The sequence below is a fragment of the Ensifer sp. Root423 genome, from assembly GCF_001426275.1.
In the GTDB taxonomy this organism is placed as follows: Bacteria; Pseudomonadota; Alphaproteobacteria; order Rhizobiales; family Rhizobiaceae; genus Ensifer; species Ensifer adhaerens.
The window spans coordinates 406256-430847 of the sequence record NZ_LMEG01000045.1 but is presented as its reverse complement, the minus strand read 5'-3'; the positions used below and the strand labels follow the sequence as shown (position 1 = coordinate 430847).

The 24592-nt window shown below is 63.1% G+C and carries 22 protein-coding genes and 2 tRNA genes; 11 read left to right on the top strand and 13 right to left on the bottom strand.

The window, feature by feature from the left end; genetic code table 11:
• Positions 1-116: 116 nt before the first annotated feature.
• Both ASD01_RS30735 and ASD01_RS30730 read left to right on the top strand, forming a co-directional pair.
• A complete protein-coding gene (locus ASD01_RS30735) occupies positions 117-1247 on the top strand; it encodes a site-specific DNA-methyltransferase (RefSeq protein WP_034801293.1) in 1131 nt (376 codons plus the stop codon).
• Between the two features lie 241 nt (positions 1248-1488).
• Entirely contained in the window at positions 1489-1890 is a 402-nt protein-coding gene (locus tag ASD01_RS30730) for a YkvA family protein (RefSeq protein WP_034801295.1), read from the top strand.
• A 57-nt stretch (positions 1891-1947) separates the two neighbouring features.
• On the opposite strand, the gene ASD01_RS30725 is transcribed toward ASD01_RS30730, so the two are convergent.
• The 3 genes from ASD01_RS30725 to mutY form a co-directional block, all read right to left on the bottom strand.
• Complete coding sequence (locus ASD01_RS30725; RefSeq protein ID WP_034801297.1) at positions 1948-2880, bottom strand: hypothetical protein; 933 nt, start codon at positions 2878-2880, stop codon at positions 1948-1950.
• Between the two features lie 98 nt (positions 2881-2978).
• Complete coding sequence (locus ASD01_RS30720; protein WP_034801299.1) at positions 2979-3596, bottom strand: HAD family hydrolase; 618 nt, start codon at positions 3594-3596, stop codon at positions 2979-2981.
• A 59-nt stretch (positions 3597-3655) separates the two neighbouring features.
• Positions 3656-4744 (bottom strand): A/G-specific adenine glycosylase, encoded by a 1089-nt coding sequence (mutY, locus tag ASD01_RS30715; protein ID WP_060529831.1) that lies wholly within the window; start codon positions 4742-4744, stop codon positions 3656-3658.
• A 92-nt stretch (positions 4745-4836) separates the two neighbouring features.
• Here mutY and ASD01_RS30710 point away from each other — a divergent pair, with 92 nt between their 5' ends.
• The 3 genes from ASD01_RS30710 (at position 4837) to ASD01_RS30700 (ending at position 9968) form a co-directional block, all read left to right on the top strand.
• Positions 4837-5343, top strand: coding sequence for a DUF721 domain-containing protein (locus ASD01_RS30710; RefSeq protein WP_034801304.1), 507 nt, complete (start codon positions 4837-4839; stop codon positions 5341-5343).
• Between the two features lie 221 nt (positions 5344-5564).
• Positions 5565-6401: a DsbA family protein gene (locus tag ASD01_RS30705; protein WP_034801306.1), complete on the top strand. Its 837-nt coding sequence runs from the start codon at positions 5565-5567 to the stop codon at positions 6399-6401.
• A 105-nt stretch (positions 6402-6506) separates the two neighbouring features.
• Positions 6507-9968, top strand: coding sequence for a chromosome segregation SMC family protein (locus ASD01_RS30700; protein ID WP_034801308.1), 3462 nt, complete (start codon positions 6507-6509; stop codon positions 9966-9968).
• 1 nt (position 9969) lies between these two features.
• On the opposite strand, the gene ASD01_RS30695 is transcribed toward ASD01_RS30700, so the two are convergent.
• Entirely contained in the window at positions 9970-11739 is a 1770-nt protein-coding gene (locus ASD01_RS30695) for a caspase family protein (RefSeq protein WP_051659577.1), read from the bottom strand.
• 59 nt (positions 11740-11798) lie between these two features.
• The gene (locus tag ASD01_RS30690; protein ID WP_034801311.1) at positions 11799-13679 is read right to left on the bottom strand and encodes a caspase family protein; all 1881 of its coding nucleotides are present in this window, start codon (positions 13677-13679) and stop codon (positions 11799-11801) included.
• Positions 13680-13996: 317 nt separating this feature from the next.
• Between ASD01_RS30690 and ppdK the strand changes: the two genes are divergently transcribed.
• Positions 13997-16663, top strand: a complete 2667-nt coding sequence (gene ppdK / locus ASD01_RS30685) for a pyruvate, phosphate dikinase (protein WP_034801313.1) — start codon at positions 13997-13999, stop codon at positions 16661-16663.
• Between the two features lie 49 nt (positions 16664-16712).
• Here the strand turns inward: ppdK and ASD01_RS30680 are convergent, their stop codons facing one another.
• Entirely contained in the window at positions 16713-16985 is a 273-nt protein-coding gene (locus ASD01_RS30680; RefSeq protein WP_034801317.1) for a hypothetical protein, read from the bottom strand.
• Between the two features lie 355 nt (positions 16986-17340).
• The gene (locus ASD01_RS30675; protein WP_244495318.1) at positions 17341-17919 is read right to left on the bottom strand and encodes a hypothetical protein; all 579 of its coding nucleotides are present in this window, start codon (positions 17917-17919) and stop codon (positions 17341-17343) included.
• A 72-nt stretch (positions 17920-17991) separates the two neighbouring features.
• On the opposite strand from ASD01_RS30675, the gene ASD01_RS30670 reads away from it, so the two are divergent.
• Positions 17992-18900: a DUF1499 domain-containing protein gene (locus ASD01_RS30670; protein WP_034801322.1), complete on the top strand. Its 909-nt coding sequence runs from the start codon at positions 17992-17994 to the stop codon at positions 18898-18900.
• A gap of 25 nt (positions 18901-18925) precedes the next feature.
• Here ASD01_RS30670 and ASD01_RS30665 read toward each other — a convergent pair whose 3' ends face one another.
• From ASD01_RS30665 to ASD01_RS30650, 4 genes are read right to left on the bottom strand one after another with little or no spacing between them, the layout of a single operon-like run.
• Positions 18926-19537: a DUF4166 domain-containing protein gene (locus ASD01_RS30665; protein WP_060644842.1), complete on the bottom strand. Its 612-nt coding sequence runs from the start codon at positions 19535-19537 to the stop codon at positions 18926-18928.
• Positions 19534-19986 (bottom strand): thiol-disulfide oxidoreductase DCC family protein, encoded by a 453-nt coding sequence (locus ASD01_RS30660; RefSeq protein WP_034801324.1) that lies wholly within the window; start codon positions 19984-19986, stop codon positions 19534-19536. The genes ASD01_RS30665 and ASD01_RS30660 overlap by 4 nt, the downstream gene beginning before the upstream one ends.
• Positions 19987-19988: 2 nt before the next feature.
• Positions 19989-20912, bottom strand: a complete 924-nt coding sequence (locus ASD01_RS30655; RefSeq protein WP_034801327.1) for an MBL fold metallo-hydrolase — start codon at positions 20910-20912, stop codon at positions 19989-19991.
• Between the two features lie 17 nt (positions 20913-20929).
• Complete coding sequence (locus tag ASD01_RS30650; RefSeq protein WP_034801330.1) at positions 20930-21226, bottom strand: cupin domain-containing protein; 297 nt, start codon at positions 21224-21226, stop codon at positions 20930-20932.
• A gap of 203 nt (positions 21227-21429) precedes the next feature.
• Here ASD01_RS30650 and ASD01_RS30645 point away from each other — a divergent pair.
• Positions 21430-21504 (top strand) — tRNA-Gln (locus tag ASD01_RS30645).
• 125 nt (positions 21505-21629) lie between these two features.
• Entirely contained in the window at positions 21630-21812 is a 183-nt protein-coding gene (locus ASD01_RS30640) for a YegP family protein (protein ID WP_034801332.1), read from the top strand.
• A 63-nt stretch (positions 21813-21875) separates the two neighbouring features.
• Here the strand turns inward: ASD01_RS30640 and ASD01_RS30635 are convergent, their stop codons facing one another.
• A complete protein-coding gene (locus ASD01_RS30635) occupies positions 21876-22313 on the bottom strand; it encodes a hypothetical protein (protein WP_034801335.1) in 438 nt (145 codons plus the stop codon).
• 318 nt (positions 22314-22631) lie between these two features.
• Between ASD01_RS30635 and ASD01_RS30630 the strand changes: the two genes are divergently transcribed.
• Positions 22632-22708, top strand: a tRNA-Pro gene (locus ASD01_RS30630).
• A gap of 210 nt (positions 22709-22918) precedes the next feature.
• Here ASD01_RS30630 and ASD01_RS30625 read toward each other — a convergent pair.
• Positions 22919-23851: a ribose-phosphate pyrophosphokinase gene (locus ASD01_RS30625; protein WP_034789183.1), complete on the bottom strand. Its 933-nt coding sequence runs from the start codon at positions 23849-23851 to the stop codon at positions 22919-22921.
• 289 nt (positions 23852-24140) lie between these two features.
• Between ASD01_RS30625 and ASD01_RS30620 the strand changes: the two genes are divergently transcribed.
• Complete coding sequence (locus ASD01_RS30620) at positions 24141-24554, top strand: hypothetical protein (RefSeq protein WP_034789415.1); 414 nt, start codon at positions 24141-24143, stop codon at positions 24552-24554.
• The last annotated feature ends 38 nt before the right edge of the window (positions 24555-24592 follow it).

Below are 24592 nucleotides of genomic sequence, written 5' to 3'. Positions count from 1 at the left end.
TCTCTAACATAGCGCGACTACGCACTTTTTCGAAACGGCCTTCAGGCTTTGGTAACCATCTTCGGTAACCATACGCTCCATGATCCGTTCCGAGTAAGCGTATTTGCGAGTTGTCCATGTCTTCAGTTGTTTCGCTTGCCGAAGTCTCCCGTTCCACCCGTCCGTTGGGCTGGCTCGACAGCATCATCAAGGGTGACTGCGTTGCCGCGCTCAATGCGCTTCCCGACAATTCGGTCGACGTCGTTTTCGCCGACCCGCCCTACAACCTTCAGCTCGGCGGCATGCTGACCCGTCCCGATCAGTCGGTGGTCGACGCCGTCGACGACGAATGGGACCAGTTCGCATCGTTCGAAGCTTACGACGCCTTCACCCGCGCCTGGTTGCTCGCCTGCCGCCGCGTGCTGAAGCCGACCGGCACCCTTTGGGTGATCGGCTCGTACCACAACATCTTCCGCGTCGGCGCCATCCTGCAGGATCTGCACTTCTGGATCCTCAACGACATCATCTGGCGCAAGACCAACCCGATGCCGAATTTCAAGGGCCGCCGGTTCCAGAACGCTCATGAGACGCTGATCTGGGCGACGCCGAACGCCAATGCCAAGGGCTACACCTTCAACTACGATGCGATGAAGGCGGCCAATGACGACGTGCAGATGCGCTCCGATTGGCTGTTCCCGATCTGCTCCGGTCACGAGCGCCTGAAAGGTGACGACGGCAAGAAGGTGCATCCGACCCAGAAGCCGGAAGCGCTGCTCGCCCGTATCATGATGGCTTCGACCAAGCCGGGCGACGTCATTCTCGATCCCTTCTTCGGTTCCGGCACGACCGGTGCCGTCGCCAAACGCCTCGGCCGCCACTTCGTCGGCATCGAGCGCGAGCAGGATTACATCGACGCGGCATCGGCACGCATCGACGCGGTCGAACCGCTCGGCAAGGCGATGCTCTCTGTCATGACCGGCAAGAAGGCTGAGCCGCGCGTCGCCTTCAACACGCTGATCGAAAGCGGGCTGATCAAGCCCGGCACGGTTCTGACGGACGCCAAGCGCCGCTACAGCGCGATCGTTCGTGCAGACGGCACGGTCGCCTCCGGCGGCGAGGCCGGTTCAATTCATCGCCTGGGCGCCAAGGTCCAGGGGCTTGATGCCTGCAACGGATGGACATTCTGGCACTTCGAAGAGGGGAACACCCTGAAGCCCATCGACGAACTCAGAAGCGTCATTCGAAATGATCTGGCAAAACTGAACTGATCAACCAGTTCCGCCGGATCCTTCGAAAAGCGCTCTAACCGGTTTTTGTACCTTCAGTCCCGGAAAGAGAGCTTTAAATGCCCGGAATCCTCAATGTGAGGATTCCGGGCATTTGTATGTTTGGGCCATCCGATGGAGCGTTTGAAGCGAGCTCTAGGGCCCTGAGGTCGATTGCCAATCTTCGCATCCGCTCATAGGGTTCGGACAGAGCAACCTTCATCCGAACAAGAGTGTTATCCGCATGGCCGTGCCCGATCGTCTCCAGCGCGCGAAGCAATGGGCGCGGCAAATCAAACGCGACGTCGTTGCGCTCTGGTTCGCCGCGCGAGATCGTCGAACGCCGTTTTCGGCGAAATTCGTTGCCGGCACTGTGGCGGCCTACGCACTTTCGCCGGTCGACCTGATCCCCGATTTCATTCCGATACTCGGCTACCTCGATGATCTTATTCTCGTTCCGCTCGGCATCCTCTTGGCCGTACGTCTGGTGCCGCCAGCGCTGATGGAAGAATTCCGAGAGCGGGCGGCGGCATTGGAAGGACGCCCGTCCAGCCGCAGCGGCCTCCTCGCGATCCTGAGTGTCTGGTTCGTGGCCGCAGTCATTGCGGCCTGGCTGGCATGGGGCTTCACCGCGGCCAGGCCCTGACAATGGGCGGCGGCGACCCGTGCCGCCGCCGCGCGTTGAATGGAGGATACGCCGCCTTTAGAGAGCCGGCGTTCCCTGTGGGCGCAAGTGGTAGAGGGTTCGGGCGCCCTTATCCTCGAAGCCGCAACTGGCGAGCACAGGCTCGAAGCGTGCTCTTTCGTCTTCCTGTAACTCGACGGTGGCGACCCTGATATCGGGATAGGCCGCGGGTATGCGCTGAAGCAGGGCGGCAACCAGGGCAATCAGCCCGCAAGACGGGGCATGGTGTTCGGTGATGTGGATCATCATTTCATCGCTCCAGACAAAGGCGTAGGCCTCGGCGACCACGAGGTCGTGATGTTCCAGCCACTGCATCAGCAGCCCGCCCTCATCCCAGTCAGCGATACGTTGGGCGACGGAGTCCGCGTCCCAGGTCGTGGAGCAGGTTTCTCCACTGCAGTCCGATATCCCCGCGCGTGTGAGGAAGTCCACGAACTTTGCGAGGAGATTTTCTGGGAGAGTCGCCTGGACGGCGTAAACGACGGCACCGTCCTTGGGTTTTGCGATTGCGGCCGGCCAGCGCTTGGGTGACGCCTGCCAGGTCCTGAACAGATCCCGAAGCGCGGTCGCGCCGGTCATTTCGACGACCTGCTGGTTGAGGGCGGTTTTTCGGGAGTGCCAGATGATGCCTTCTGAACCGGCCTCTACGGCTGCAAGCCGAAAGAGCCGCGCGAGAATTTCGGCGTCGTGCAGGTCGTGCGACGGCATGGCGTGCCAGCCTCGATCGGCCGCTCTCTTGTTGTCGCCTTCAGTCGGCGGCCGAAGGCTGAGCCAGCCCGCCAGTTTGGCATCGCGTCTGGCGACGACGAAACGGGTATCTGAAAACCGTTCTCCAAACTCTTCCGGAGGCACCTCGTCGCGAAAGCTGGCCTCGGTCGTCGCGTAGAGCTCGTCGATGAAGGCGTCCTTGGCGGCGCCGTCTCGAATTACTGAAAATTCTAAACTATTCATATATTGCCTCTGCGATTACGCAATCGCAGGTAGTAAATATGATTCGTGGCGGAATCGTGCCGCCACGAGCAGGAGCCATCGTCGATCGGCAGTTCAGCCTACGGATGAATGCCGTAGCCGGCGAGATCGGCCTTCAGCTTTTCCGGATCGACGAAATGCACCGCATGCCAGCCGGCAAGCCGCGCAGCTTCGACGTTGGGAATGCTGTCGTCGATGAAGAGGGTGGCCGATGGGTCGAGATCGAAGGTCCGCGTGTGCGTCTCATAGATGGCGATATCGGGCTTGATCAGCTTGACGTCGCCCGAAACGGTGACGCCGCGTGGCAGCGTCAGGAAGGGATAAAGGACCTGCGCCTCGCGGAACGTGTCGGAGGCGAAGTTGGTCAGCATCGTCACGTCGCGCCCTTCGGCGATCAGTCGCTCCAGGAGCGACACCGTCTCCACATAGGCGTGCGGCACCATCTCCTGCCAATATTTGCGGAAGGCGCGGATCTGTTCTTCACGCTCGGGAAAGTCCTTGATCAGCAGCGCTTCCGCCTCTTCCCAGGAACGGCCGCGGTCCTGCTCGATATTCCAGTCGTGGGTGCAGACATTGGCAAAGAACCACTCGCGCTCGGCCTCGTCGGGGATGATGCGGCTGTAGGGCAGGTTGGGGTCGTAGTGGATAAGCACCTTGCCGATGTCGAAGACGATGTGGCGGATATCGATGCTGCTCATGAACGTATTCCCTGCTTGAACTTTCGGAGTTGGAGCGGGACGGGTGGCCCCGTACCGTGCTAGCGTTCCGCCTTGAAGGCATGCGGGATCGCCTGGGCGATCGCCTTCTTCATCACCGTCGGCAGCGCCTGGGCACTCAGCGAGTGAACCGGCTCCCACCAGCCGTTGCCCTGCGTCCCGGCGCGCGCGACATTGGCGCGGTAGACCGAGAGACGCAACTCGAAATGCGTGAACACGTGGCTGATGGTGCCGCAATCTTCCCAGGCCGCTGCAAAGGGTTGGGAGGCAAGCGAGGTGTCGCCGTCCTGCCGCGATGTCCAGTCAGTGCCGGGCACTTCGGTCATGCCGCCAAGCAGGCCTGTCTCGGCCCGCTTGCGCAGATAGACCGCGTTGTCGGCGTCGATCGCGACGAAGGCGGCGCCGCGCCGAAGCGGTTTGTCCTTCTTCTGCGCCTTGCGCGGAAAGGTTTCCGGGTCTGCGACGGCAAGCGCGCGACAGTGGGCGCGGAAGGGACAGAGCGAGCAGGCGGGCCGTTTCGGCGTGCAGATCGTCGCGCCGAGATCCATCATCGCCTGGGCGAAATCACCCGGCCTGCTCTCAGGGGTGAGCGCGGCGACGCGGGCCCGCATCTCGGGCTTTGCCGCCGGCAGCGGCGTTTCGATTGCATAGAGGCGGGAAATCACCCGCTCGACATTGCCGTCGAGCACGGCGCTTCTGCGATTGAAGGCGATCGCCGCGATCGCGGCGGCGGTATAGTCGCCGATGCCGGGAAGGGACTTCAGCCCATCCTCCGTGTCGGGAAAGCGGCCGCCATGATCGTTCGCGACGGCCTCGGCGCATTTCTTCAGGTTGCGGGCGCGCGCATAATAGCCGAGCCCGGCCCATGCCTTCATCACGTCCTCATTCTCGGCGCGCGCAAGGTCCTCGACGGTCGGCCACAGTGACAGGAACTTTTCGAAATAGGCTTTTACCGCCTGCACCGTCGTCTGCTGCAGCATCACTTCGGAAAGCCAGACATGGTAGGGATCGGCGACGATGCCTCGGCGCGCCATCGGCGGCGAAACCCGCCAGGGCAGGTCGCGATGGTGCCTGTCGTACCATTCCAAAAGCAGGGGTGCGGCGTCCGCCGCCGGTATCGTATCGTGCATGATTTGCCGGGAGTTCCGTTTCCGGCCTATACTTGGCGAAGCGGAGCCGCGGCATCAAGGCTCAATCGACATTGCCTACAGAAAGTCCATACGTGAGCGAGCAGAAGACCCGGAAGGGCGTCGTCCAGATCAGCGAAGTCGCGAACGGCCTGATCGACCCGGTGCTCGCCAAGCGGGCAGGCATCAACACCATGCTGCTCGGCTCCTGGGACGAAATCGCCGGCGAGGACTTTGCCGATTGCACGCGGCCCGAAAAGATCGCCTGGCCGCGCCGGGCCTCCGAGATCATGGGCGAGGGCGGCCATCAGCCGGGCGTCCTGACGGTTGCCTGCGAGGGCGCGCGCGCCCTGTTTTTGACCCACGCTCAGGGCGAATTGATCCAGCGCATCAACGGCTTCTTCGGCTTCTATGCGATCGGGCAGCTGCGCATCGTTCAAAAGCCCGTCTCCCAGCAGCCGAAACACCGTGGCAAGCCCAAGCCGCTTTCGGGCGAACCCGCCCGGCGGCTCGAGGCCATGGTCGAAGGCATCGAAAGCGAGGAGCTGAAGGCCGCCTTGCGTCGGCTGGGGACCGCCGTGCTCAATCCCCGGCGCCGCTAAGGCACGGCGCGCAAAACTATGCAGCGGTTTTCGCGACTACGAGACGCGAAAACCAGAGGCTTAAAGCGCAAGCAGCGAATCGGAAAGATCGCGACGCGCTTTTGGGCGGCCATCGCTCGGTCACAATTCTTTGAATTCTGTTGACGCCGCGCCACTTGCCGCCCTGCGCGGGGCAAGATATCGAATCCGCACTGCAATTCCCTCCGAACACGGGTCAAATCATGTCCGCTTCCGCAATGAACCTTACCAAGCGCCTGCTCAGCGGTGCCGCCATCGCAACTGTCGCCCTGGTGCTTGCTGCCTGCAGCGACGAAAAGAAGGAAACGGCCTCCACCACACCGGCCGCGACCACCGAAGCCGCCAAGGCTGAAACCAAGCCGGCAACGGACGCGACCACGACTGCATCGACGACCGCGACCCCGGCCACCACCGAAGCCAAGCCCTCTGCCGGCACCGAAGTCGCCCAGACGACGGCTGCTCCCGTCAAGGTCGAGCTCCCCTCGTCGGAAGGGTCCGTCGACGTCGCCAAGCTGATGGAACCGGGCGCCCTGCCGGAAATGGCGATCGGCGACGCCAACGCGCCGGTGACGATCGTCGAATACATGTCGATGACCTGCCCGCACTGCGCCGCCTTCCACAACAACACCTTCGAGGCGATCAAGACCAAGTATGTCGACAGCGGCAAGGTCCGCTTCGTGCTGCGCGAATTCCCGTTCGATCCGCGCGCGGCGGCTGCCTTCATGCTGGCGCGCTGCGCTCCGGAAGGCCAGTACTTCCCGATGATCTCGATGCTGTTCAAGCAGCAGCAGCAGTGGGCCGCAGCCCAGAATGGTCGCGACGCTCTGCTGCAGATGTCCAAACTCGCTGGTTTTACACAGGAGAGCTTCGAGGCCTGCTTGACGAACCAAAAACTTCTGGATGATGTGAACACTGTTATGCAACGGGGCGCCAAGGAATTCGGGGTTCAGTCGACGCCGACCTTCTTTGTCAATGGCGAGCACTATTCGGGGGACATGTCGGTTGACGTTATGTCGGCCCTCATCGACAGCAAGCTCTGATCCTTCGCTTTTCCTGAAAACGGGCGACGGCAGCAGCTGTGCGCCCGTTTTTCTTGTCTGGGCTGATGGTAGAGGGGGGGACCTCGTAGCCCCAGCGTCCGCTCCATGAAGTTCAACAAGCTTCGCCTGCTCGGTTTCAAGTCCTTCGTCGAACCGACCGAATTCATCATCGAGCGCGGATTGACCGGTGTCGTCGGACCGAACGGTTGCGGCAAGTCGAACCTCGTCGAAGCCTTGCGCTGGGTGATGGGGGAGAACTCCTACAAGAACATGCGCGCTTCCGGCATGGACGACGTGATCTTTTCCGGATCCGGCAATCGTCCCGCGCGTAACACGGCCGAGGTCGGCCTCTATCTCGATAACAGCGACCGCACGGCACCCGCTGCCTTCAACGACAGCGACGAGATCCAGGTCAGCCGCCGCATCGAGCGCGAGCAGGGCTCGGTCTACCGCATCAACGGCAAGGAAGCGCGCGCCAAGGATGTACAGCTTCTCTTCGCCGACGCGTCGACTGGTGCACGCTCGCCGTCGATGGTCGGGCAGGGGCGCATCGGCGAACTGATCGCCGCCAAGCCGCAGGCCCGTCGCCAGCTCCTGGAAGAGGCGGCCGGCATCTCCGGCCTGCACTCTCGCCGCCACGAAGCGGAGCTGCGTCTGCGTGCCGCCGAGACCAATCTCGAGCGTCTCGACGACGTCACCTCGCAGCTCGAAAGCCAGATCGAGAGCCTCAAGCGCCAAGCGCGCCAGGCCAACCGCTTCAAAATGCTCTCGGCCGATATCCGCAAGCACGAGGCGATCCTGTTCCATATTCGCTGGGTACAGGCCAAGGAGGCGGAGGGCGAGGCGACGAGCCAGCTCAACCAGGTGACTGCGCTGGTCGCGGAAAAGGCGCAGCAGCAGATGCAGGCGGCCAAGGACCAGGCGATCGCCAGCCTGAAGCTGCCGGAGCTGCGCGAAAACGAAGCGAAGTTCGCCGCCGCCCTCCAGCGTCTGCAGATTGCCCGCTCACAGCTCGAAGAGGATGCCGGCCGCATCCTCAGGCGCCGCGACGAGTTGCAGCGCCGGCTGGCGCAGCTTGCCGAGGATATCGCCCGCGAGGAGCGCCTTGTCGCCGACAATGCCGGCATTCTTTCGCGTCTCGACGAAGAGGAAGCCGAACTCAGCGACATGCTCGCCGAGGCCGACGACCGTGCGACGGAAGCGCGTGAGCGCCTCGAAGACGCAAACGAAAAGCTCGCCGGCAGCGAGGCGCTATTGGCGCGTCTAACGGCGGAACGCGCCGAGGCACAGGCCGGCCGCAACCAGCTGGAGCGCACGCTGCGCGACCTGTCGGAGCGCCAGGCACGTCTTGCCCGCCAACTTGGCGACCAGTCGCGCGATCTCGACGAACTCGACCGCCAGATGGCGGCCCTTCCCGATCCGCACGAAAAGCAGGGTCAGGTCGAGGTCGCAGAAGCTGCGCTGGAAGAAGCCGAAAGCAATGTGCTCGCGATCGAGGAAAGCCTCGCTGACGCGCGGCGCATGGAGGTCGAGGCGCGTCAGCCCGTCGATCGGACGCGCGCGACGCTGAACGGCATCGAGACCGAGGCACGCACCATCCGGCGCATGCTGGAGGCGGTGGCCGGTGGCGCCTATCCCGCCGTCGTCGAGGAGATGAAGGTCGACCGGGGCTTCGAGACCGCATTGGGCGCGGCCCTTGGCGACGATCTCGACTCGCCGCTCGAAACCGACGCGCCGGCCCATTGGCGCGCGCCGGGGGATCATGTCGGGGACGACGGATTGCCGGAAGGCGTGAGCCCGCTGATTGCCCATGTGAAGGCGCCCGACGCGCTGACCCGCGCCCTGAAGCAGATCGGCATCGTCGCAAGCGAGGCGGAAGCCGAGCGGCTGCTGCCCCTGTTGAAACCCGGCCAGAGCCTTGTCACCAAGCAGGGCTCCGTCTGGCGCTGGGACGGCCACGTGACCGGCTCCGAGGCGCCAAGTGCTGCCGCATTGCGGCTGGCGCAGAAGAACCGGTTGGCCGAACTCGATACCGAGGCCGACGGCGCCGCTGAGGCGCTGCGCCTCGCGGAGGCCGAACTTGCCTCTGCGGGCAGTCGCATCCGCGCCGAGGACGAGCGGCTGCGGCTTGCCCGCGACGCGCAGCGCATGATCACCCGACAGCTCGGCGAAGCCCGCGACGCGCTCGCCGCAGCTGAACGCGCCTCGGGCGACCTTGCCCGCCGCCGCGCGGTGCTTGCCGAATCGCGCAGCCAGATCGAGGCGCAGGTCGAAGAGGTGGCCGAGCAGATCGAGACGGCCAACGACGCGCTCGCCGATGCGCCCGATCTCTCCGAACTGGAACTGACGCTGCGCACCCAGGCGGCCGATGTCGCAGCCGATCGTGCCGCCGTCGCCGAGGCCCGTGCTGCGCATGATGGCCTGGCGCGCGAGAACGAGGCGCGTCAGCGGCGCATCGCGGCGATTGCCAATGAACGACAGACCTGGAAGGCGCGCGCGGCGAGCGCCGATGAGCACATCGCGACCCTGCGCGACCGCGAGGCAGAAGCCCGCGACGAGGTCGAAGAGCTGATCGATGCGCCCGACGAGTTCGAGGACAAGCGCCGGGCGCTGATGAACGAGTTGCAGAAGGCGGAAGCGGCCCGACGCGAAGCGGCCGATCTGCTTGCCGAGGCTGAAAACCGTCAGCGCGAGGCGGACCGGTTGGCGGCAACCGCGCTCTCCGAACTGGCGGAATCGCGCGAAAAGCGCGGCCGCGCCGAAGAGCGGCTGGTCTCCGCCCGCGAACGCCGCGTCGAGATCGAGGCCCGCATTCAGGAAGCGCTCTCCTGCGCGCCGCACGAGGTCATGCGATTGACGGGGCTTGCCGTCGACGAGGCACTGCCGGACATGCGCAACATCGAGCGCGAACTCGAACGGCTGAAGATCGAGCGCGAGCGGCTTGGCGCCGTCAACCTGCGTGCCGAAGAAGAACAGAAGGAGCTTTCGGAAAAGCTCGCCCTGCTGCTCAGAGAGCGCGACGACGTCATCGAGGCGATCCGCAAGCTCAGGAGCGCCATCCAGAACCTGAACCGCGAGGGCCGCGAGCGCCTGATCGCCGCATTCGACGTCGTCAACGTACAGTTCCAACGGCTGTTCACCCACCTCTTCGGGGGTGGCACGGCCGAGCTGCAACTGATCGAGAGCGACGATCCACTGGAGGCCGGCCTTGAAATTCTCGCCCGCCCGCCGGGCAAGAAGCCACAGACCATGACGTTGCTTTCCGGCGGCGAGCAGGCGCTGACGGCGATGGCATTGATCTTCGCCGTGTTCCTGACCAATCCCGCGCCAATCTGCGTGCTGGACGAAGTGGATGCACCGCTCGACGACCACAATGTCGAGCGCTACTGCAACCTGATGGACGAAATGGCGGCGTCGACCGAGACACGCTTCATCATCATCACCCACAACCCGATCACCATGGCCCGCATGAACCGCCTGTTCGGCGTGACCATGGCCGAGCAGGGCGTATCCCAGCTCGTCTCCGTTGACCTGCAGACGGCGGAACGCCTGCGCGAAGTCGTCTGATTCACTCAAATTCGGCGATGAAACCGGATACCGGCCGCGATGGGTCGCGCGCTTCCCAGGTGTCGACGTAGGCGGCGAGGGGGACCTTGTTTGCTCGATAGGCTGCGTAAAGCGTTGCCGCCCCAGCCTTTTCCGGCGGCCGCCTGAACCACCTGCCGAAGGTGACGGCAGCGCCCGTCGTCCATCTCCACCCTTCGGCACTGCCGTTCTCGTTGGAGAGCCCGAGCCATGGCCCGACCCGCCGGTGCTCGCCGCCTTCGAACGAACTGCTGAAGAACCGGTCATCCGTATTCACGAGTGAGGCGACGAACGTATTTTCATCGCTGGAATCGATCGTGGCAAGGTGACCGCCGCAGCGCTCGACGATCGCCTTCGCTTCCTGCCAGCCGACTTGCTGCCCGTCATAGACCGCTGCATAGAGGTGTCTGGCAAAGGTGCCATAGGTCAGTGGTAGAGGCGAAAGACACCGCACCATGGCGATCACCGGTTCGTCCTCCAGTCCCTCGAGATCGGTGGCGTCATAGCGACGTGCGCTGGTAGCCGAGAGAATGTCCTGATCGATGCGGGCAAAGGTGAGACCCAGGCTCGCTCCGGTCTCCTGATCGAGAAATCCGGATTGCTTTAGCCCGCGGGCCGCCTGAAATGCCGTGACCGCCCTGCGTGTCTGGCCACCGAAGGCGCCGTCCGTCGCGCCCGTGTCAAAACCCTTACTCTGCAGGGCCTGTTGCGCGGCTGCGCGCTTGTCCTTGCTATCGAGCATCTTCTGTTCCTGTGCCATCGCAGCCAGGGATGATCTGAAGTCGTCGCTTTTGCCGAGCCGCTGAATGGATTGACGCGCCGCGTCGGCGTAGCTGCTCTCGCCATGTTTGGCGATGAAGCGCTTCCAGGTCCTGGCCGTGTCCACGCGCATCGCCTTGTTGAAGTCGAGCGCGGCGATATCGACGTTGTCAACTTTCAAGGGTCGAGGCGCTTCAAGCGTGGCGCTGCCGTCGAGGTAGAATTCCAGATCGAGAGAGGAGAGGATCTGCGGCGACTGTTTGCCGCCCGTTGCCGAGCGCACCTCACGGATCACGCGCTTGAAGGCGGTGCCGATTTCGATCCCTGGGCCGGAGAGGTTGGCTATCAGCGCCCGGGTGAAGGGCGAATGCCCGTCGGTTCCGTCAGCCGCCACCTGTCCGGGCGCCGCAGCAAAGGCAACGAGCGTGCCGGCGCCCTGTGTCTCGATCGGTGCCAGACCTCTGGTGGCGCCGCCGCGGCTTGTGCCCGCCACGTCACGATTGAGTCTGTCTGCGAGCGGATTGTTGCGGCAGGCGTCGAGGAAGATCAGGGAGATTTTCGCGCGTTGTTCCAGCGCGTTCATGATCTCCGACAGCGGCATGGTTTCTGCCGGAACGTCAAACTCGCTTTCGAGCCGTGCGTCGGTGCCGACGAGGAAGTTCTCGCCGCGCAACTGCATGCCGTGACCGGCGTAGTAGAACAAGGCGGTATCGTCAGGCCCGATCTTGCGCGAGAAGTTTGAAAGTGCGCCGGCAAGACCACGGCGATCGGCGTTGAGCACGAGGTTCGTTTCGAAGCCCTGGTCCTTGAGAAAGGTGTTGAAGGCTTCTGCATCGCGTGAAGCATTGGGCAGCGTTCCAGCAAGCACATAGTTGCTCATGCCGATGACAAGCGCCAGTCGTTTGCCATTGCCTTCGGCGGGGGCATTCCCTGTGGTGAAGGGCACGATCAGAGCGCAAAGAACCAGCCATAGCAGCTTCACACGCCAGTTCATGACCTTGCCTCCTGCTTATGATTGACTCAGCCGTGCAGGTGTTGAATTGCCCCAAGCGGTCACTCGAATTCGAGGATCAGACCGCCCGTTCCATCGGTTGGCCCCATATCGTCCCAGCTATCGACGTAGACGGATTTCGTGTCGGCTCTGCCGTTGCGATGGGCGTAGTACATGCCGATATCGTCGCCCTTCTTGCCTTCGTTCGGCATGTCCTGGAACCATTTCGTGTAGGTCAGGGGCGCGCCGGTGTCCCAGCGCCAGCCGCCTCTGGGCTCCTTGCCCTGTGGGTCCTGCGTCAGGCCGATCCAGGGGCCCATCTTGTAGCTGACATTGCCTGAGGGGTCGTAGCCGGTGTTGAAAAAGGTCTGATCGGCGTTGAAAAGCGATGCGACGAAGGCGTTCTCCTCTTGAGACGAAATCGACGCGAGGTGCGCGCCGCAACCGCCGGCGATCCCCCGCGCATAAACGGCCAAAATTATTCCCGTCCGCACTGCGACATAGAGGTGCCCTTCGAACACGCCATATACGGTTTCGAAGTGGCGCAGGCAGGTCAGCGCCCGCAGGACGGTTTGATCGGTTTCCAGACCCTCGAGGTTGGCAACATCATAGCGTCGGGCCTTCGGAGAGCTGTATATGCCCTCGGCTCTGTCGTTGACTTTGATGCCGAGGGCTTCTGCCGTGCGCTCTGTGATGAAGCCGCTTGCTGGCTGCTGGTTGGTGCTCTGGAACCGCTTGATCGCTTCGCGCGTCTGTCCACCAAAAACACCATCGGCCGTGCCCGCCGCAAATCCGCGCGAGGCGAGTGCCACCTGGACGTTTCGTCGCTTGTCCTTGTCCGGCAATAGCCGCGCTTCGACGGACTGAGGCAGATGCGACTGGTTGCGCACGGCGGCGGGTTCGATCTGCGCCAGCGCCTGGCGTCCGAGGTCGGCATATTCGCCGGTGCGGTGTTTTTCGACGAAGAAGTGCCAGATGCGCGCCGTTCCGATCTTCAGCGCCTTTTTGAAGTCCTTCTCTGCCTCAAGCGCTTCGGGATCCATGGCCGGCACAGTGAGTGCCGGCTGCACCGGCTGAACCGCCGCAGTCTGCGGCATGGCCGTCTGTACCGCCGGGGTTTGCACCGCCGGGGTCGTCTGGGGCGCTGCGGTTTCCGGCCCGAAGTAGAACTCTAGCGACAGGGATGACAGGATCTGCGGCTGCTGCTTGCCCTGCGTCTCCTTGCGCACGTCACGCACGACCCGCTTGAAGGCGGTGCCGACCTCGAGGCCGGCGCCCGAGAGATTGGCGATCAGCGCCCGCGTAAAGGGCGAATGCCCGTCGGTGCCGTCGGCGGCGACCTGTCCGGGGGCTGCGGCAAAGGCGACGAGCGTGCCGCCGCCCTGCGTTTCGATCGGCGCCAGCCCGCGGGTCGCCGCACCGCGGGTCGCACCTTCGACTTCGCGTGTCAGCCGCTCGGCGAGCGGATTGTTGCGGCAGGCATCGAGGAAGACCATCGAGATGCGGGCACGTTTTTCCATCGCGCCGATGATCTCGGACAGTGCCACGGTCTCGGCCGGCACGTCGAACTCGCTTTCGAGCTTGGCATCGGTGCCAACAAGGAAATTCTCGCCGTGCAACTGCATGCCGTGGCCGGCGTAGTAAAACAGGGCGGTATCGTCAGGCCCGATCTTGCGCGAGAAGTTTGAAAGTGCACCGGCAAGGCCGCGGCGATCGGCGTTGAGCACGAGGTTCGTTTCGAAGCCCTGGTCCTTGAGAAAAGTGTTGAAGGCTTCTGCATCGCGTGAAGCATTGGGCAGCGTTCCAGCGAGCACGTAGTTGCTCATGCCGACGACGAGCGCCAGCCGCTTGCCGTTTCCTTCGGCAAAGGCGTTTCCCATGGTGAAAAGGACCATGAGCGCCGCCGAAAGGAGCCAGGTTGTCAGATTTGCACGCCACCTCATGACCGACCCTCCGAGCCATCGAGACGGAAACGGATTGCCATGACGGGATATTCCTGGATGCACCCCCATCGCACATCTGTATATTAGATAATTGTTATGTTTCGGGCAATGTCGGATCGGGCCGCCTGGCGCAGCCTTTTCAGGAATTTCGGCTGCAATTTAAAGCCACCGACACGATTTGTGGGAGGTCAAGCGCGATGTGTAGCAATGTTACAGAAAATGATGCGCTGCAGCATAAATCTTCGCCGGGTGCATTTTCAGCCTGAAGCATATACTGTAAATCGTCATTAAAGACTGTTTCTGGGTGGAGAGCAGGCATGACGAAATGGGTTTACACCTTCGGTGGGGGCAAGGCCGAGGGACGTGCGGGTGATCGTGAGCGCTTGGGTGGCAAGGGCGCCAACCTTGCCGAGATGTGCAACCTCGGCCTGCCGGTTCCGCCGGGCCTGACGATCATCACCGATGCCTGCAACAGCTTCTTCGACAATGACAGGCAGATGCCGGATGGTCTGCGCGACCAGGTGCGCGAGGGGATCAGCCGGATGGAAGAGGTGACCGGCCGCGTCTTCGGCGACACCTCCCGTCCGCTGCTGCTTTCGGTTCGCTCAGGCGCGCGCGCGTCCATGCCCGGCATGATGGACACGGTTCTCAACCTCGGTCTCAACGATCAGTCGGTACATGCGCTTGGCCATGACGCCGGTGATGCCCGCTTTGCCTGGGACAGCTATCGTCGCTTCATCCAGATGTATGGCGACGTCGTCATGGGCGTCGACCACGACGTATTCGAGGAAATCCTCGAGGACGAAAAGGCGCGCCTCGGCCATGAGCAGGATACCGAGCTTTCGGCGGTGGAGTGGCAGAGCGTCATTGCCCGTTACAAGGAAGCGATCGAGGAAGCGCTGGGCGAACCCTTTCCGCAGGATCCGGAAGTGCAGCTCTGGGGCGCGATCGGCGCCGTGTTTTCGAGCTGGATGAACCCGCGGGCGATCACCTATCGCCACCTGCACGCCATCCCCGCCGCCTGGGGCACCGCCGTTAACGTCCAGGCGATGGTCTTCGGCAATCTCGGCAATTCGTCGGCGACTGGCGTTGCCTTCACCCGCAACCCCTCGACCGGCGAGAACGAGCTTTACGGCGAGTTTCTGGTCAATGCACAGGGCGAGGACGTCGTTGCCGGCATCCGCACGCCGCAGAACATTACCGAAGCGGCGCGCCTTGGCTCCGGCTCCGACAAGCCCTCGCTCGAAAAGCTGATGCCGGAAGCCTTCGCCGAGTTTCGCTCGATCTGCGATACGCTGGAACGCCACTATCGCGATATGCAGGATCTGGAATTCACCATCGAGCGCGGCACGCTCTGGATGCTGCAGACGCGCTCCGGCAAGCGCACCGCCAAGGCGGCGCTGAAGGTCGCGGTCGATATGGCGGAGGAGGGGCTGATCTCCGAACAGGAGGCCGTTGCCCGCATCGATCCCGCCTCGCTCGACCAGCTGCTGCACCCGACGATCGATCCGCATGCGCGCCGCGACATCATCGGCTCGGGCCTTCCGGCCTCGCCGGGGGCTGCGACGGGCGAGATCGTCTTTACCTCGGAGGAAGCGGTGCAGGCCGACAAGGAAGGCCGCAAGGTCATCCTCGTCCGCGTCGAGACCAGCCCTGAAGATATCCACGGCATGCATGCCGCCGAAGGCATTCTGACGACCCGCGGCGGCATGACCAGCCACGCCGCCGTGGTTGCCCGCGGCATGGGTACCCCTTGCGTTTCCGGCGCCGGCAGCATTCGTGTCGACCTTCGCAACGAAACGCTGACCGCCGGAGGCGTGACGCTCAGGAAGGGCGACGTCATCACCATCGACGGCTCGTCCGGCCAGGTGCTGAAGGGCGCGATCGCCATGCTGCAACCGGAACTTTCCGGGGACTTCGGCAAGATCATGGCCTGGGCGGACGCCACCCGCCGGATGACCGTCAGGACCAATGCCGAAACGCCGGCGGACGCGCGCGCCGCTCGCTCCTTCGGCGCCGAAGGCATCGGCCTCTGCCGCACGGAACACATGTTCTTCGAGGACGACCGCATCAATGTCATGCGCGAAATGATCCTCGCCGACGACGAAGAAGGTCGCCGTTCAGCGCTCGCCAAGCTTCTGCCGATGCAGCGCTCGGATTTCGCCGAGCTGTTCTCGATCATGCACGGCCTTCCGGTAACGATCCGCCTGCTCGACCCGCCTCTGCACGAGTTCCTGCCGAAGACCGACGAGGAGATCGCCGACGTTGCCGGCGCGCTCTCGCTCGATCCGTCGGAACTGCGCCAGCGCGTCGATGAACTGCACGAATTCAATCCGATGCTCGGCCACCGTGGTTGCCGGCTGGCCATCTCCTATCCGGAGATCGCCGAGATGCAGGCGCGTGCCATCTTCGAAGCCGCCGTTGAAGCGGCGCACGAGACCGGAGCGGCCGTCGTTCCCGAAATCATGGTGCCGCTTGTCGGCCTCAAGGCAGAGCTCGATTACGTCAAGGCGCGCATCGATGCGGTCGCCAAGGAGGTGATCGGTGAGGCGGGTATCGACATCGACTATCTCGTCGGTACCATGATCGAATTGCCGCGTGCAGCCCTGCGCGCCGGCGTCATCGCCGAAGCGGCCGACTTCTTCTCCTTCGGCACCAACGACCTGACGCAGACGACCTTCGGCATCTCGCGCGACGACGCCTCGCAGTTCCTGGCGACCTACCAGCAGAAGGGCATCATCGAGCAGGACCCCTTTGTCTCGCTCGATTTCGACGGCGTCGGCGAACTGATCCAGATCGCAGCCGAGCGTGGTCGTCGCACCAAGAACGGTCTGAAACTCGGTATCTGCGGCGAACACGGCGGCGACCCGGCCTCGATCCGCTTCTGCGAGGACGCCGGCCTCGACTACGTCTCCTGTTCACCCTTCCGCGTGCCGATCGCCCGGCTCGCCGCGGCCCAGGCCGCGATCAACGGCAAGGGGTAACGTCTATCGCCAACGCCGCCCAAGCGGCGTTGGCTCGGCATGATCCGCTTCACCTGGCCTGGACGATTACCGGTCGTGAGACGATGACCGGCCGGTCCCAGCCCCACATCATCATGTCGTTCTGGTAGCGGAAGGCGCGCGATTCGGCGCGGCGGTCGAGCTCGATCCGCTGCAGGCAGGTGGCAAACGCATCGGTGCCGCGGCGGAAGCCGTAGGACGCGCAGGTGTTGCCGTCGGCGATGCGCCGTTCCTCCGGCGTCATCGTCTGGCATGCCGTCAAGAGAAGCGCGGCTGCGATAAGGATGGACAGTCGTTTCATCATGGTTCTCGCGCCTCCTGGGCGCAACCGGGTCGTGTGAGGCCGTACCGGTCTGCGTCTCGCCGTGAGCAATCGAGCGGCACACCACTCAACGCCTCGAATCACAATCAATATAGGGACTTGTATCGAGAATCGAAACGAACGATGCCAATTCTGTGCCATGTCGCGGTTGTAGGCGAGGGCACCTCACACCCGTCGTTGACGTGTGTGTGTGTGAGCCTGTTCCGGAGGGGTGTCGGGGTGTGATCCCTGCGCGATGGTCCGATTGCGCGTAATCCGCTGCCAAAACGCATTCACCGTCGCTTGCTGCCTCGCCCAGGGATGTGGTTGGAGTTGTCCCTGTGAGAGGCCTGCAGTGCTACATGCGTTCGAGCACGCCGACAAAGGATTCGGCGAAGCGCTCGAGGTCGCGCGTGGTGTCGCTCGGATGTTCGATACGGACGGCTCGGCCTTGTTCGTCGAGGCAGGCAAACAGGATCGAAGCGTCGCCTCCGGCATCAGCCAGACGGAGCACGGCAATGCTGCGGCAGTCTTCGATCAGATCAGAAGCGGGCAGGGCAAACAGAAACTCACCGCCGACGTTGTCAGCAACCGTGCGGACGAAGCTGGTGAAATCGGCATTGTTGCCGGAGAAACCATCGAGGGAGAGTTCGAGCTCAAGGAGCCCCATGGGGATGCCGCCGTCTCCGGCCGGTAGGGCAGAGGGGGTGGCGATGGCCACGGCTGCTTGCGATGCGCCCATGTCGGTTCTCCGTCGATTGCCGAGCGCCCTCGATTGATGTTGCGCGCTGGCCGTTGCCTCCGATTGAAACTCCGCGTGCCCTTTGAATCCCGGGCGCGCGGGCACATTCCCATGTGTTGATAGGTGGTTAACGAGAATGGCGATTTTGCGGCGAACTGTAAGGTAGGCCCGGAGCGCGGTGGCGGACTGCCGCATTGCCTGTTCCCTCGGCACGGGGCATGGTCTAAGAATGCGGTCTGTTTCGCGGCAGGGAATTGATTCAACTATATGATGGTCCGGTACGAGCGCCCCTATTCCTTTGCCGCCCACTGGGCGCGCCGCTTCGCCCGTGTCTCGTTCCTGCTTTTTGCGCTCTCGCTGCTGGCGCACCGCTTCGGTCCGCTGACGACACCGCATTTCCTCGCCCTTGTCGGCCTCGCCGGCGCCTTTGCGCTGTTGGGCGTGCTGTTTGCCGTCGTCGGGTTGGCGCGCTTGTGGCAGGTTGCGGCGATTGGTGGCCTGGCGTCTGCTGCGGCGCTTGTCTACGCCGCGCCGACGCTCGGTTTTATCGGCTATGGCGTCGTCCAGTATCTCACCCGCCCGGAAATCTACGACGTCAGCACGGATACGGTGACGCCGCCGCCGTGGCTCAAGGTGCCGCAGGCGGAAGAGAGCTGGCTGAAGCGCAAGGCGGCGGTAACGCCTCAGGACCGTGAAGCGCAGATCCTCGCCTATCCGGCTCTGACCGGCCGGCGCTACGATGGCGCACTCGACCGCGTCTATCAGGGGGTGCGCAACGTCATCGAACAGAGCCGCGTCGGCATCACCGAAGAACTTGGTGTCGAGAACGCCCGCGCCGATCTGGAGGATCTGGCAGTACGGCCGAATGCGGGCGCGGATACGAACGCCGAACCGGAAAATGTACCCGTTCCGGCGGCGCGCCCGGAGATGGCTCTCGAAGGCGCGATTGCAGGGCGCCGCGCCAGCGATGTCGTGCTGCAGGGCGAGTGGCGCACGCTGATCGCGGGTTTTCGTTTCGATGTATTGATCCGGCTGCGCGAAGAGGCGGAGACCACCTTCGTCGACCTGCGCGTCGCCTCGCGTTACGGGCCTCATGATCTCGGCATGGGCGCCGCCTTCGCCGATCAATTCCTGCGGGCGCTCGATGCCGAGCTGTTGGGCATTGCCGGCGACTGATCGGCGGAGTGCCCGCCAGAAAACGTCATTCGTCTACGAGGGCTTTGCGACCACCCAAGTCGGCTGTCGGCTCGCCCGCTGGCCGTAGCCAGCCGCGATAACGCACGATCAGGCTGGTCGACGGGCTTGCGACCTCCACGTGGAAATGAAACAGGCCGTCACGATCCTCCTCGAACGTCCGGCCACCCGGCGCAAGCAGTAAAGGAAGCGGAAGGCCAAGAAAGGACCAGGCGCGAACCGAGAGATGCAGGCGGTTTTCGGCGGGCTCAAGCGCGCACAGGACACGGAACGGTCCGAAATCTTCCGCGAGCAGTGGTTCGTTCCGCCTCTCGGCCTTCCGTTGCGAGCTGCGCAGGACTTTCCCACCGAAGCGTCGGGTCCAGACTTCCCGACCATTGCTGCATGCGAAGTGGATTTCAACAGGGACGTCAGCGCCTGCACCGGGAAAGCCGAGCATGGAGGCGACGAGCCGAGCCCCTATCGAGCTGCCGCGCTCGATGACCGCACGTCCGCGAAAGGTGGCATGCCCCTCTGACAGGTGGTGCAGGGCGCGGATCGACGCGGGCAGGTGGTTCCATTGCCGGCCGAGGATCTGGCGGTAAAGGCTCTGTTTTTGGACCATGTCTTCCATCGTCATGCGATGAAGCGCCCACGCTCCTCAGGCGTCGGCACCATGCAGCTCTGGCGGCGGCCGGCGATGCGGTAGCGGTTTCTCGCCACGAGATCATAGAGCGGATCGCGAAGGGCAGCGGGCAGGATCCGGCAGATGTTGGCGAGCGACCACGGCAGACCCAGCCGCGCAAGCGTGCGGATCGATCCGTCGGATTTGATGCGGGCGATGCCGTCCTCGATCAGCATGTTGCTCTCAAAATGGAAGGTATCGAGCCCGTAGTGCCGGTAGAGCGCCTGGCCAAGCGGCGACTGTGCTGTCAAATAGCGATATTGCGCCCGTCGGTCGTGGCGAAGCAGAAAGCGCACCCAGCCGGAACAAAAGATGCATTCGCCGTCGAAGACGATCACCGGCTTGTCGTCGGCAAAGGCGGGCACCGAAGCATCATTGCGATAGCTGTAGGCCTCGCGCCGCATGATCAGCCCGCTCCGCCGGGCGCCAGCCGGTAGGCGCCGAGAAGCGAGGGCGGGCCATCGGTTTCGATCCGTCCCTGTTCGATCAGGTCTTCGAGATGGGCGAGCACCGAAAGTGCCGCCGCCCCATGCAGCCGCACGTCGGTGGACGCATAGATGACCTTGACCATGTCAGGGATATGGCTGTCGCCGGCGCGGATGCGTTCGAGCACGGCACGCTCGCGCATCTTGCGGTGGGCGCGCAGGCCGCGAAGGAAGGAGGCAGGCTCGATCACAGGTCCGCCATGGCCGGGCAGGTAGAGATGCTCGTCGCGGGAAAGCAGCTTTTCGAGCGAGGCCATGTAATCGGCCATGGCGCCATCGGGCGGCGCGACGATCGTCGTCGCCCAGGCCATGACGTGGTCGGCGGAAAAGAGAATGCCGGTGCCATCGAGCGCGAAGGCCATGTGGTTGGCCGTATGGCCGGGCGTGGCAAGCCCCGTCAGGCTCCAGCCGTCGCCCTCGATGCGCCCGCCGTCGGCAAGCCCGAGATCGGGGACGAACTCCATGTCGGAACTCTCGGCGAAAGGATTGCTCTCGCCCGCATGCAAGGGACGGGCGGAGCGATGCGGGCCTTCGCCGACGATCACCGCACCTGTGGCAGCCTTCAGCCGGCGCGCCAGCGGCGAGTGGTCGCGATGCGTGTGGCTGACGGCGATATGGGTGACCTCACGGCCGGCGAGCGCCGCCATCAGCGCCTGGAAATGCGCCTCGTCATCGGGGCCGGGATCGATGACGGCAACGGAACGTCTTCCGACGATATAGCTGTTGGTTCCGTGAAAGGTGAAAGGGCCGGGATTGTTGACCGTGATGCGCTGCACATCGTCCGCAACCATCACGGCCTCGCCATGGGCCGGCTTGAAATCGAGATCGAAGTCCGGGCCCTGCATGCGTCTCTTCCTGGATTTCACTTGTATTCGATCTCGATGAACGACATCGGCTCTTTGCCGGCATTGACGACGTTGTGCGCCATGCCCGCCTCACGGCGGTAGGCGGCACCCTTGGCGATATCGACCCGCCGGCTGCCCGCCTCTTCCTCGAGCAGGAACTGGCAGTCGGTCATCGGCACCACCACATAGCCGAGCCCGTGCACATGGTGACCGGTGTCGGCGCCGGGCTCGAAATCCCAACGGGTGATCCTGACGACCGTGTCGTCGACGAGTACGGTTGGAACGGCAGGGGGGCGGGCGCGAAACTGGCTCATGAAATTCTCCATCTGCCGGGACAATAGGAGGTGCGGTCAGCGAAGGGAAGGGTACATCCGGTACCCACGGCGAGCGCCCTTCGGCGTCGTCGCCAACAAATCCGCCGAAAATTCAACTTAGTGCCAACTTAGTGATTGTGACGGGCGGCGAGCTTTGATAATCAGGCGCTCGATTTGGCGGACGTATTGTCCCGTCAATCCGTTGGGGCGTCGCCAAGCGGTAAGGCACCGGTTTTTGGTACCGGCATTCCCAGGTTCGAATCCTGGCGCCCCAGCCACATTTTTCCAGGCAGTTGATCCATTGGGCGGGCGATCGCGCGCGCCGGATTTGCATGCACTCTTGTCAAGTCATCTTGCAACTGACACGCTAGTTTCGTTGATTCCAACATGTGTGAGGGAGAAGATGGCTCACAAATTCGAAATCTACAAAGACAAGGCTGGCGAGTTCCGTGTTCGCTTCAAGTACAACAGCGAAGTGATGTTCTCGACCGAGGGCTACAAGACCAAGGCCAGCGCGCAGAACGCCATCGACTCGATCAAGAAGAACGGTCCCGACGCGCCCGTCGAGGACAACAGCGCCGGCTGAGTTCGACGCAATCCCCTAGAAAAAACCCGCCGATTTTCACCGGCGGGTTTTTTGTTTGTTGGTTTAGCCTGCGGTTGCCGCCGGCTTGGTCTGGGCCGGGGCGCCGAGGAACTCTTCGCACCAGCTCGGGCCTTCGGCACGCTTGCGGTCGCCGGCAATGTGGATCGAGCGGATGACGTAGTCGGACGAGACGGTCAGTTGCACCGCGCAGCTCAGATACTCGGTGCGCGCCGAGGAAATGCGCTTGCCGCGCTTGCCGTCCTTGGTGGTTTCGTACTGCGCCGGGATCTTGCGGGTCTTGTAGCCGCCCTTCCAGCTATAGACCGTGGAGCTGCCGCTTTCGACGTCGGAGATCGGCGGACCGTACTGGGCGAAGAAGCCGCCGGCCGGCTGGCCGAGCCAACGGGCTTCGACTGCGTTCCTGGAAATCCCCGTCCCGGTCGTCGTGCAGCCGGCGAGCACGAGCGCGAGGCCCGCCACCGTCATCATGCGGAAGTTCATGTTTCTGCCCCTTTGGCTCTCGTTCTGAAATCGGCATGGCACGGAAGCCCGTATCCCCTGGCTTTCCGCGCTTTCCGTTGAGCCTCTAGCGCCAAAAGAGACGAAAGGAAATGCACGCAGCGGTTCCGGTTCCAGGAAATTATGAAGCGTTGCAGAAAGTCCCTATCACGCGCATCTCCGGGGCGCCGTTGGTGCTGACCAGGGCCATTTTGCGCCTACGTTTTCCACCGTCACGATTTTTTTGGAAAAGGCGCAATGTTTTTCGAGATAGGCGCTTGTGAAATCAAAATGCCTGTTCTATAGAGGCGCCGCTGGTCACGGAGTGTAGCGCAGTCTGGTAGCGCACCACGTTCGGGACGTGGGGGTCGCAAGTTCGAATCTTGCCACTCCGACCAGCCAAATCAACCGCTTAGCCGATCTTTCCCGAAATATGCGCCAAAGCGCGGATCGACTGCGGACTGCTTCAATCATCACTTCTATAATGCATTTGTATCTTGCGCCGCGTGACGCTGTGGTCTTTTCGGATGAGCGGGCGGATTACGTTCTTTTCTCACCGGCAAACGCCGCCTGGCTCAATCGAAACGGCTTTGCACTGTTCGCGTGGTTCAGTCGAAAAGGCTTGAAACGCTTTGCTCTCGCGCGGTTCGGGCAAGGGCTTCTCCGAGCAGCGGCGCGACGGTGACGCGGCGGATGTTGGCGGTCTGGCGTTGCGCTTCGGTGTCTTGAATGGAATCGGTCAGCACCAGTTCCCTGAGGTTGCTGGCGCCAATACGCTCGCAAGCCCCCTCGGAAAGCACGCCGTGGGTGATGTATGCCGAGACCTCTCTGGCGCCCGCTTCCAGCAAGGCGTCAGCCGCATTGATCAAGGTCCCGCCGCTATCGATGATGTCGTCGATCAAGAGGCAGGTCTTCCCGAAGACGTCACCAATGATGTTCATGACCTCCGACACGCCGGCGCGGGGGCGCCTCTTGTCGACGATCGCAAGATCGGTGCCAATGCGCTTGGCGATGCCGCGAGCCCGCGCCACGCCGCCGACGTCAGGCGAAACGATCATGAGATTCCCGACGTCGTAGCGCTCTTTGATGTCGCGGGTCGTCACCGGCGCCGAATAAAGGTTGTCGGTCGGGATATCGAAAAAGCCCTGAATCTGGTCTGTATGCAGATCGAGCGTCATAACGCGATTAACACCCGCGCCGGCGATCATGTTGGCGACCAGCTTCGCCGAAATCGGTGTGCGGCCGGTGGCGCGGCGGTCCTGACGGGCATAGCCGAAATAGGGGATGACGGCGGTGATCCGGCGCGCAGACGAACGGCGCAGCGCATCGGTCAGGATCAACAGTTCCATGAGGTTGCCGTCGGCAGGAGCACTGGTCGACTGGAGGATATAGACATCCTCGCCGCGCACGTTCTCGTGAAGTTGAACGTTGACTTCCTGGTCGGCGAAGCGCCCGACCGTACAGTCCGTGAGGGGAAGATTGAGATATCTGGCAATGGCTTCGGCAAGGGCGCGGTTGGAGTTACCGGTCACCAGCTTCATGAGCGCAATCCTGTTACAGGGAGCCTTTGAGGCAGCTTTAGAGCCTCGCTGGTGGATTCACAACCAGTGCTGCACACTTTTGTGACGCAACCGGTTTGGGGTTGTTTGAGATGGCTATTCGCGACGCTGCACTCCGGTGCCTTAATGTCTGCGCAAATGCCGTTCGTCGCCGCTTAAAAGCCGTTGGTCGAATAGAGGTGTATTCGCAACGGGGTTGCTCTGTCGGCATGCGGGCGAAGCCTCTAGGTTCCCGCCATTCAATCACGGACGACGGGGAACGGGAATGTCGATCAAGCATCTATCCATTGCGACGGTTCTGCTGGTGGCCGGCCATTCGGTGGCGGCGGCGCAGAGCTGCGAGAAGAATTTCAAGGCGAGCGGCGTTCCGCTGGTGACGCCTGTTTTCTATAAGACCTGGCAGGAGTTCCCGAAGCTGAAGCCCGAGACCGCTCTGCAGCGGATGGCGCGGGGCGTCGCGGCGGAAGGCTTTTCCGGGATCGAGATCAACAAGGCACTCGGAACCATCGAAGCTTACCAGGATACGGCAGGCTCCGGGCGGCTGCAGACATTGCGAGTCGTCGCCCGCAAGCGCGGTTCAGGCACGCGGGTTGATGCGATGTTTGATATTCAGGTGGGGCAGGTGGCCACCAAGCAGGTGGTGCAGGAAGGCCTTTGCAACATCATCCGGTCCGCGACCGAATAGGTGCCGCGCGCAGGTCTTTTACACGATCTGCGCGAGAT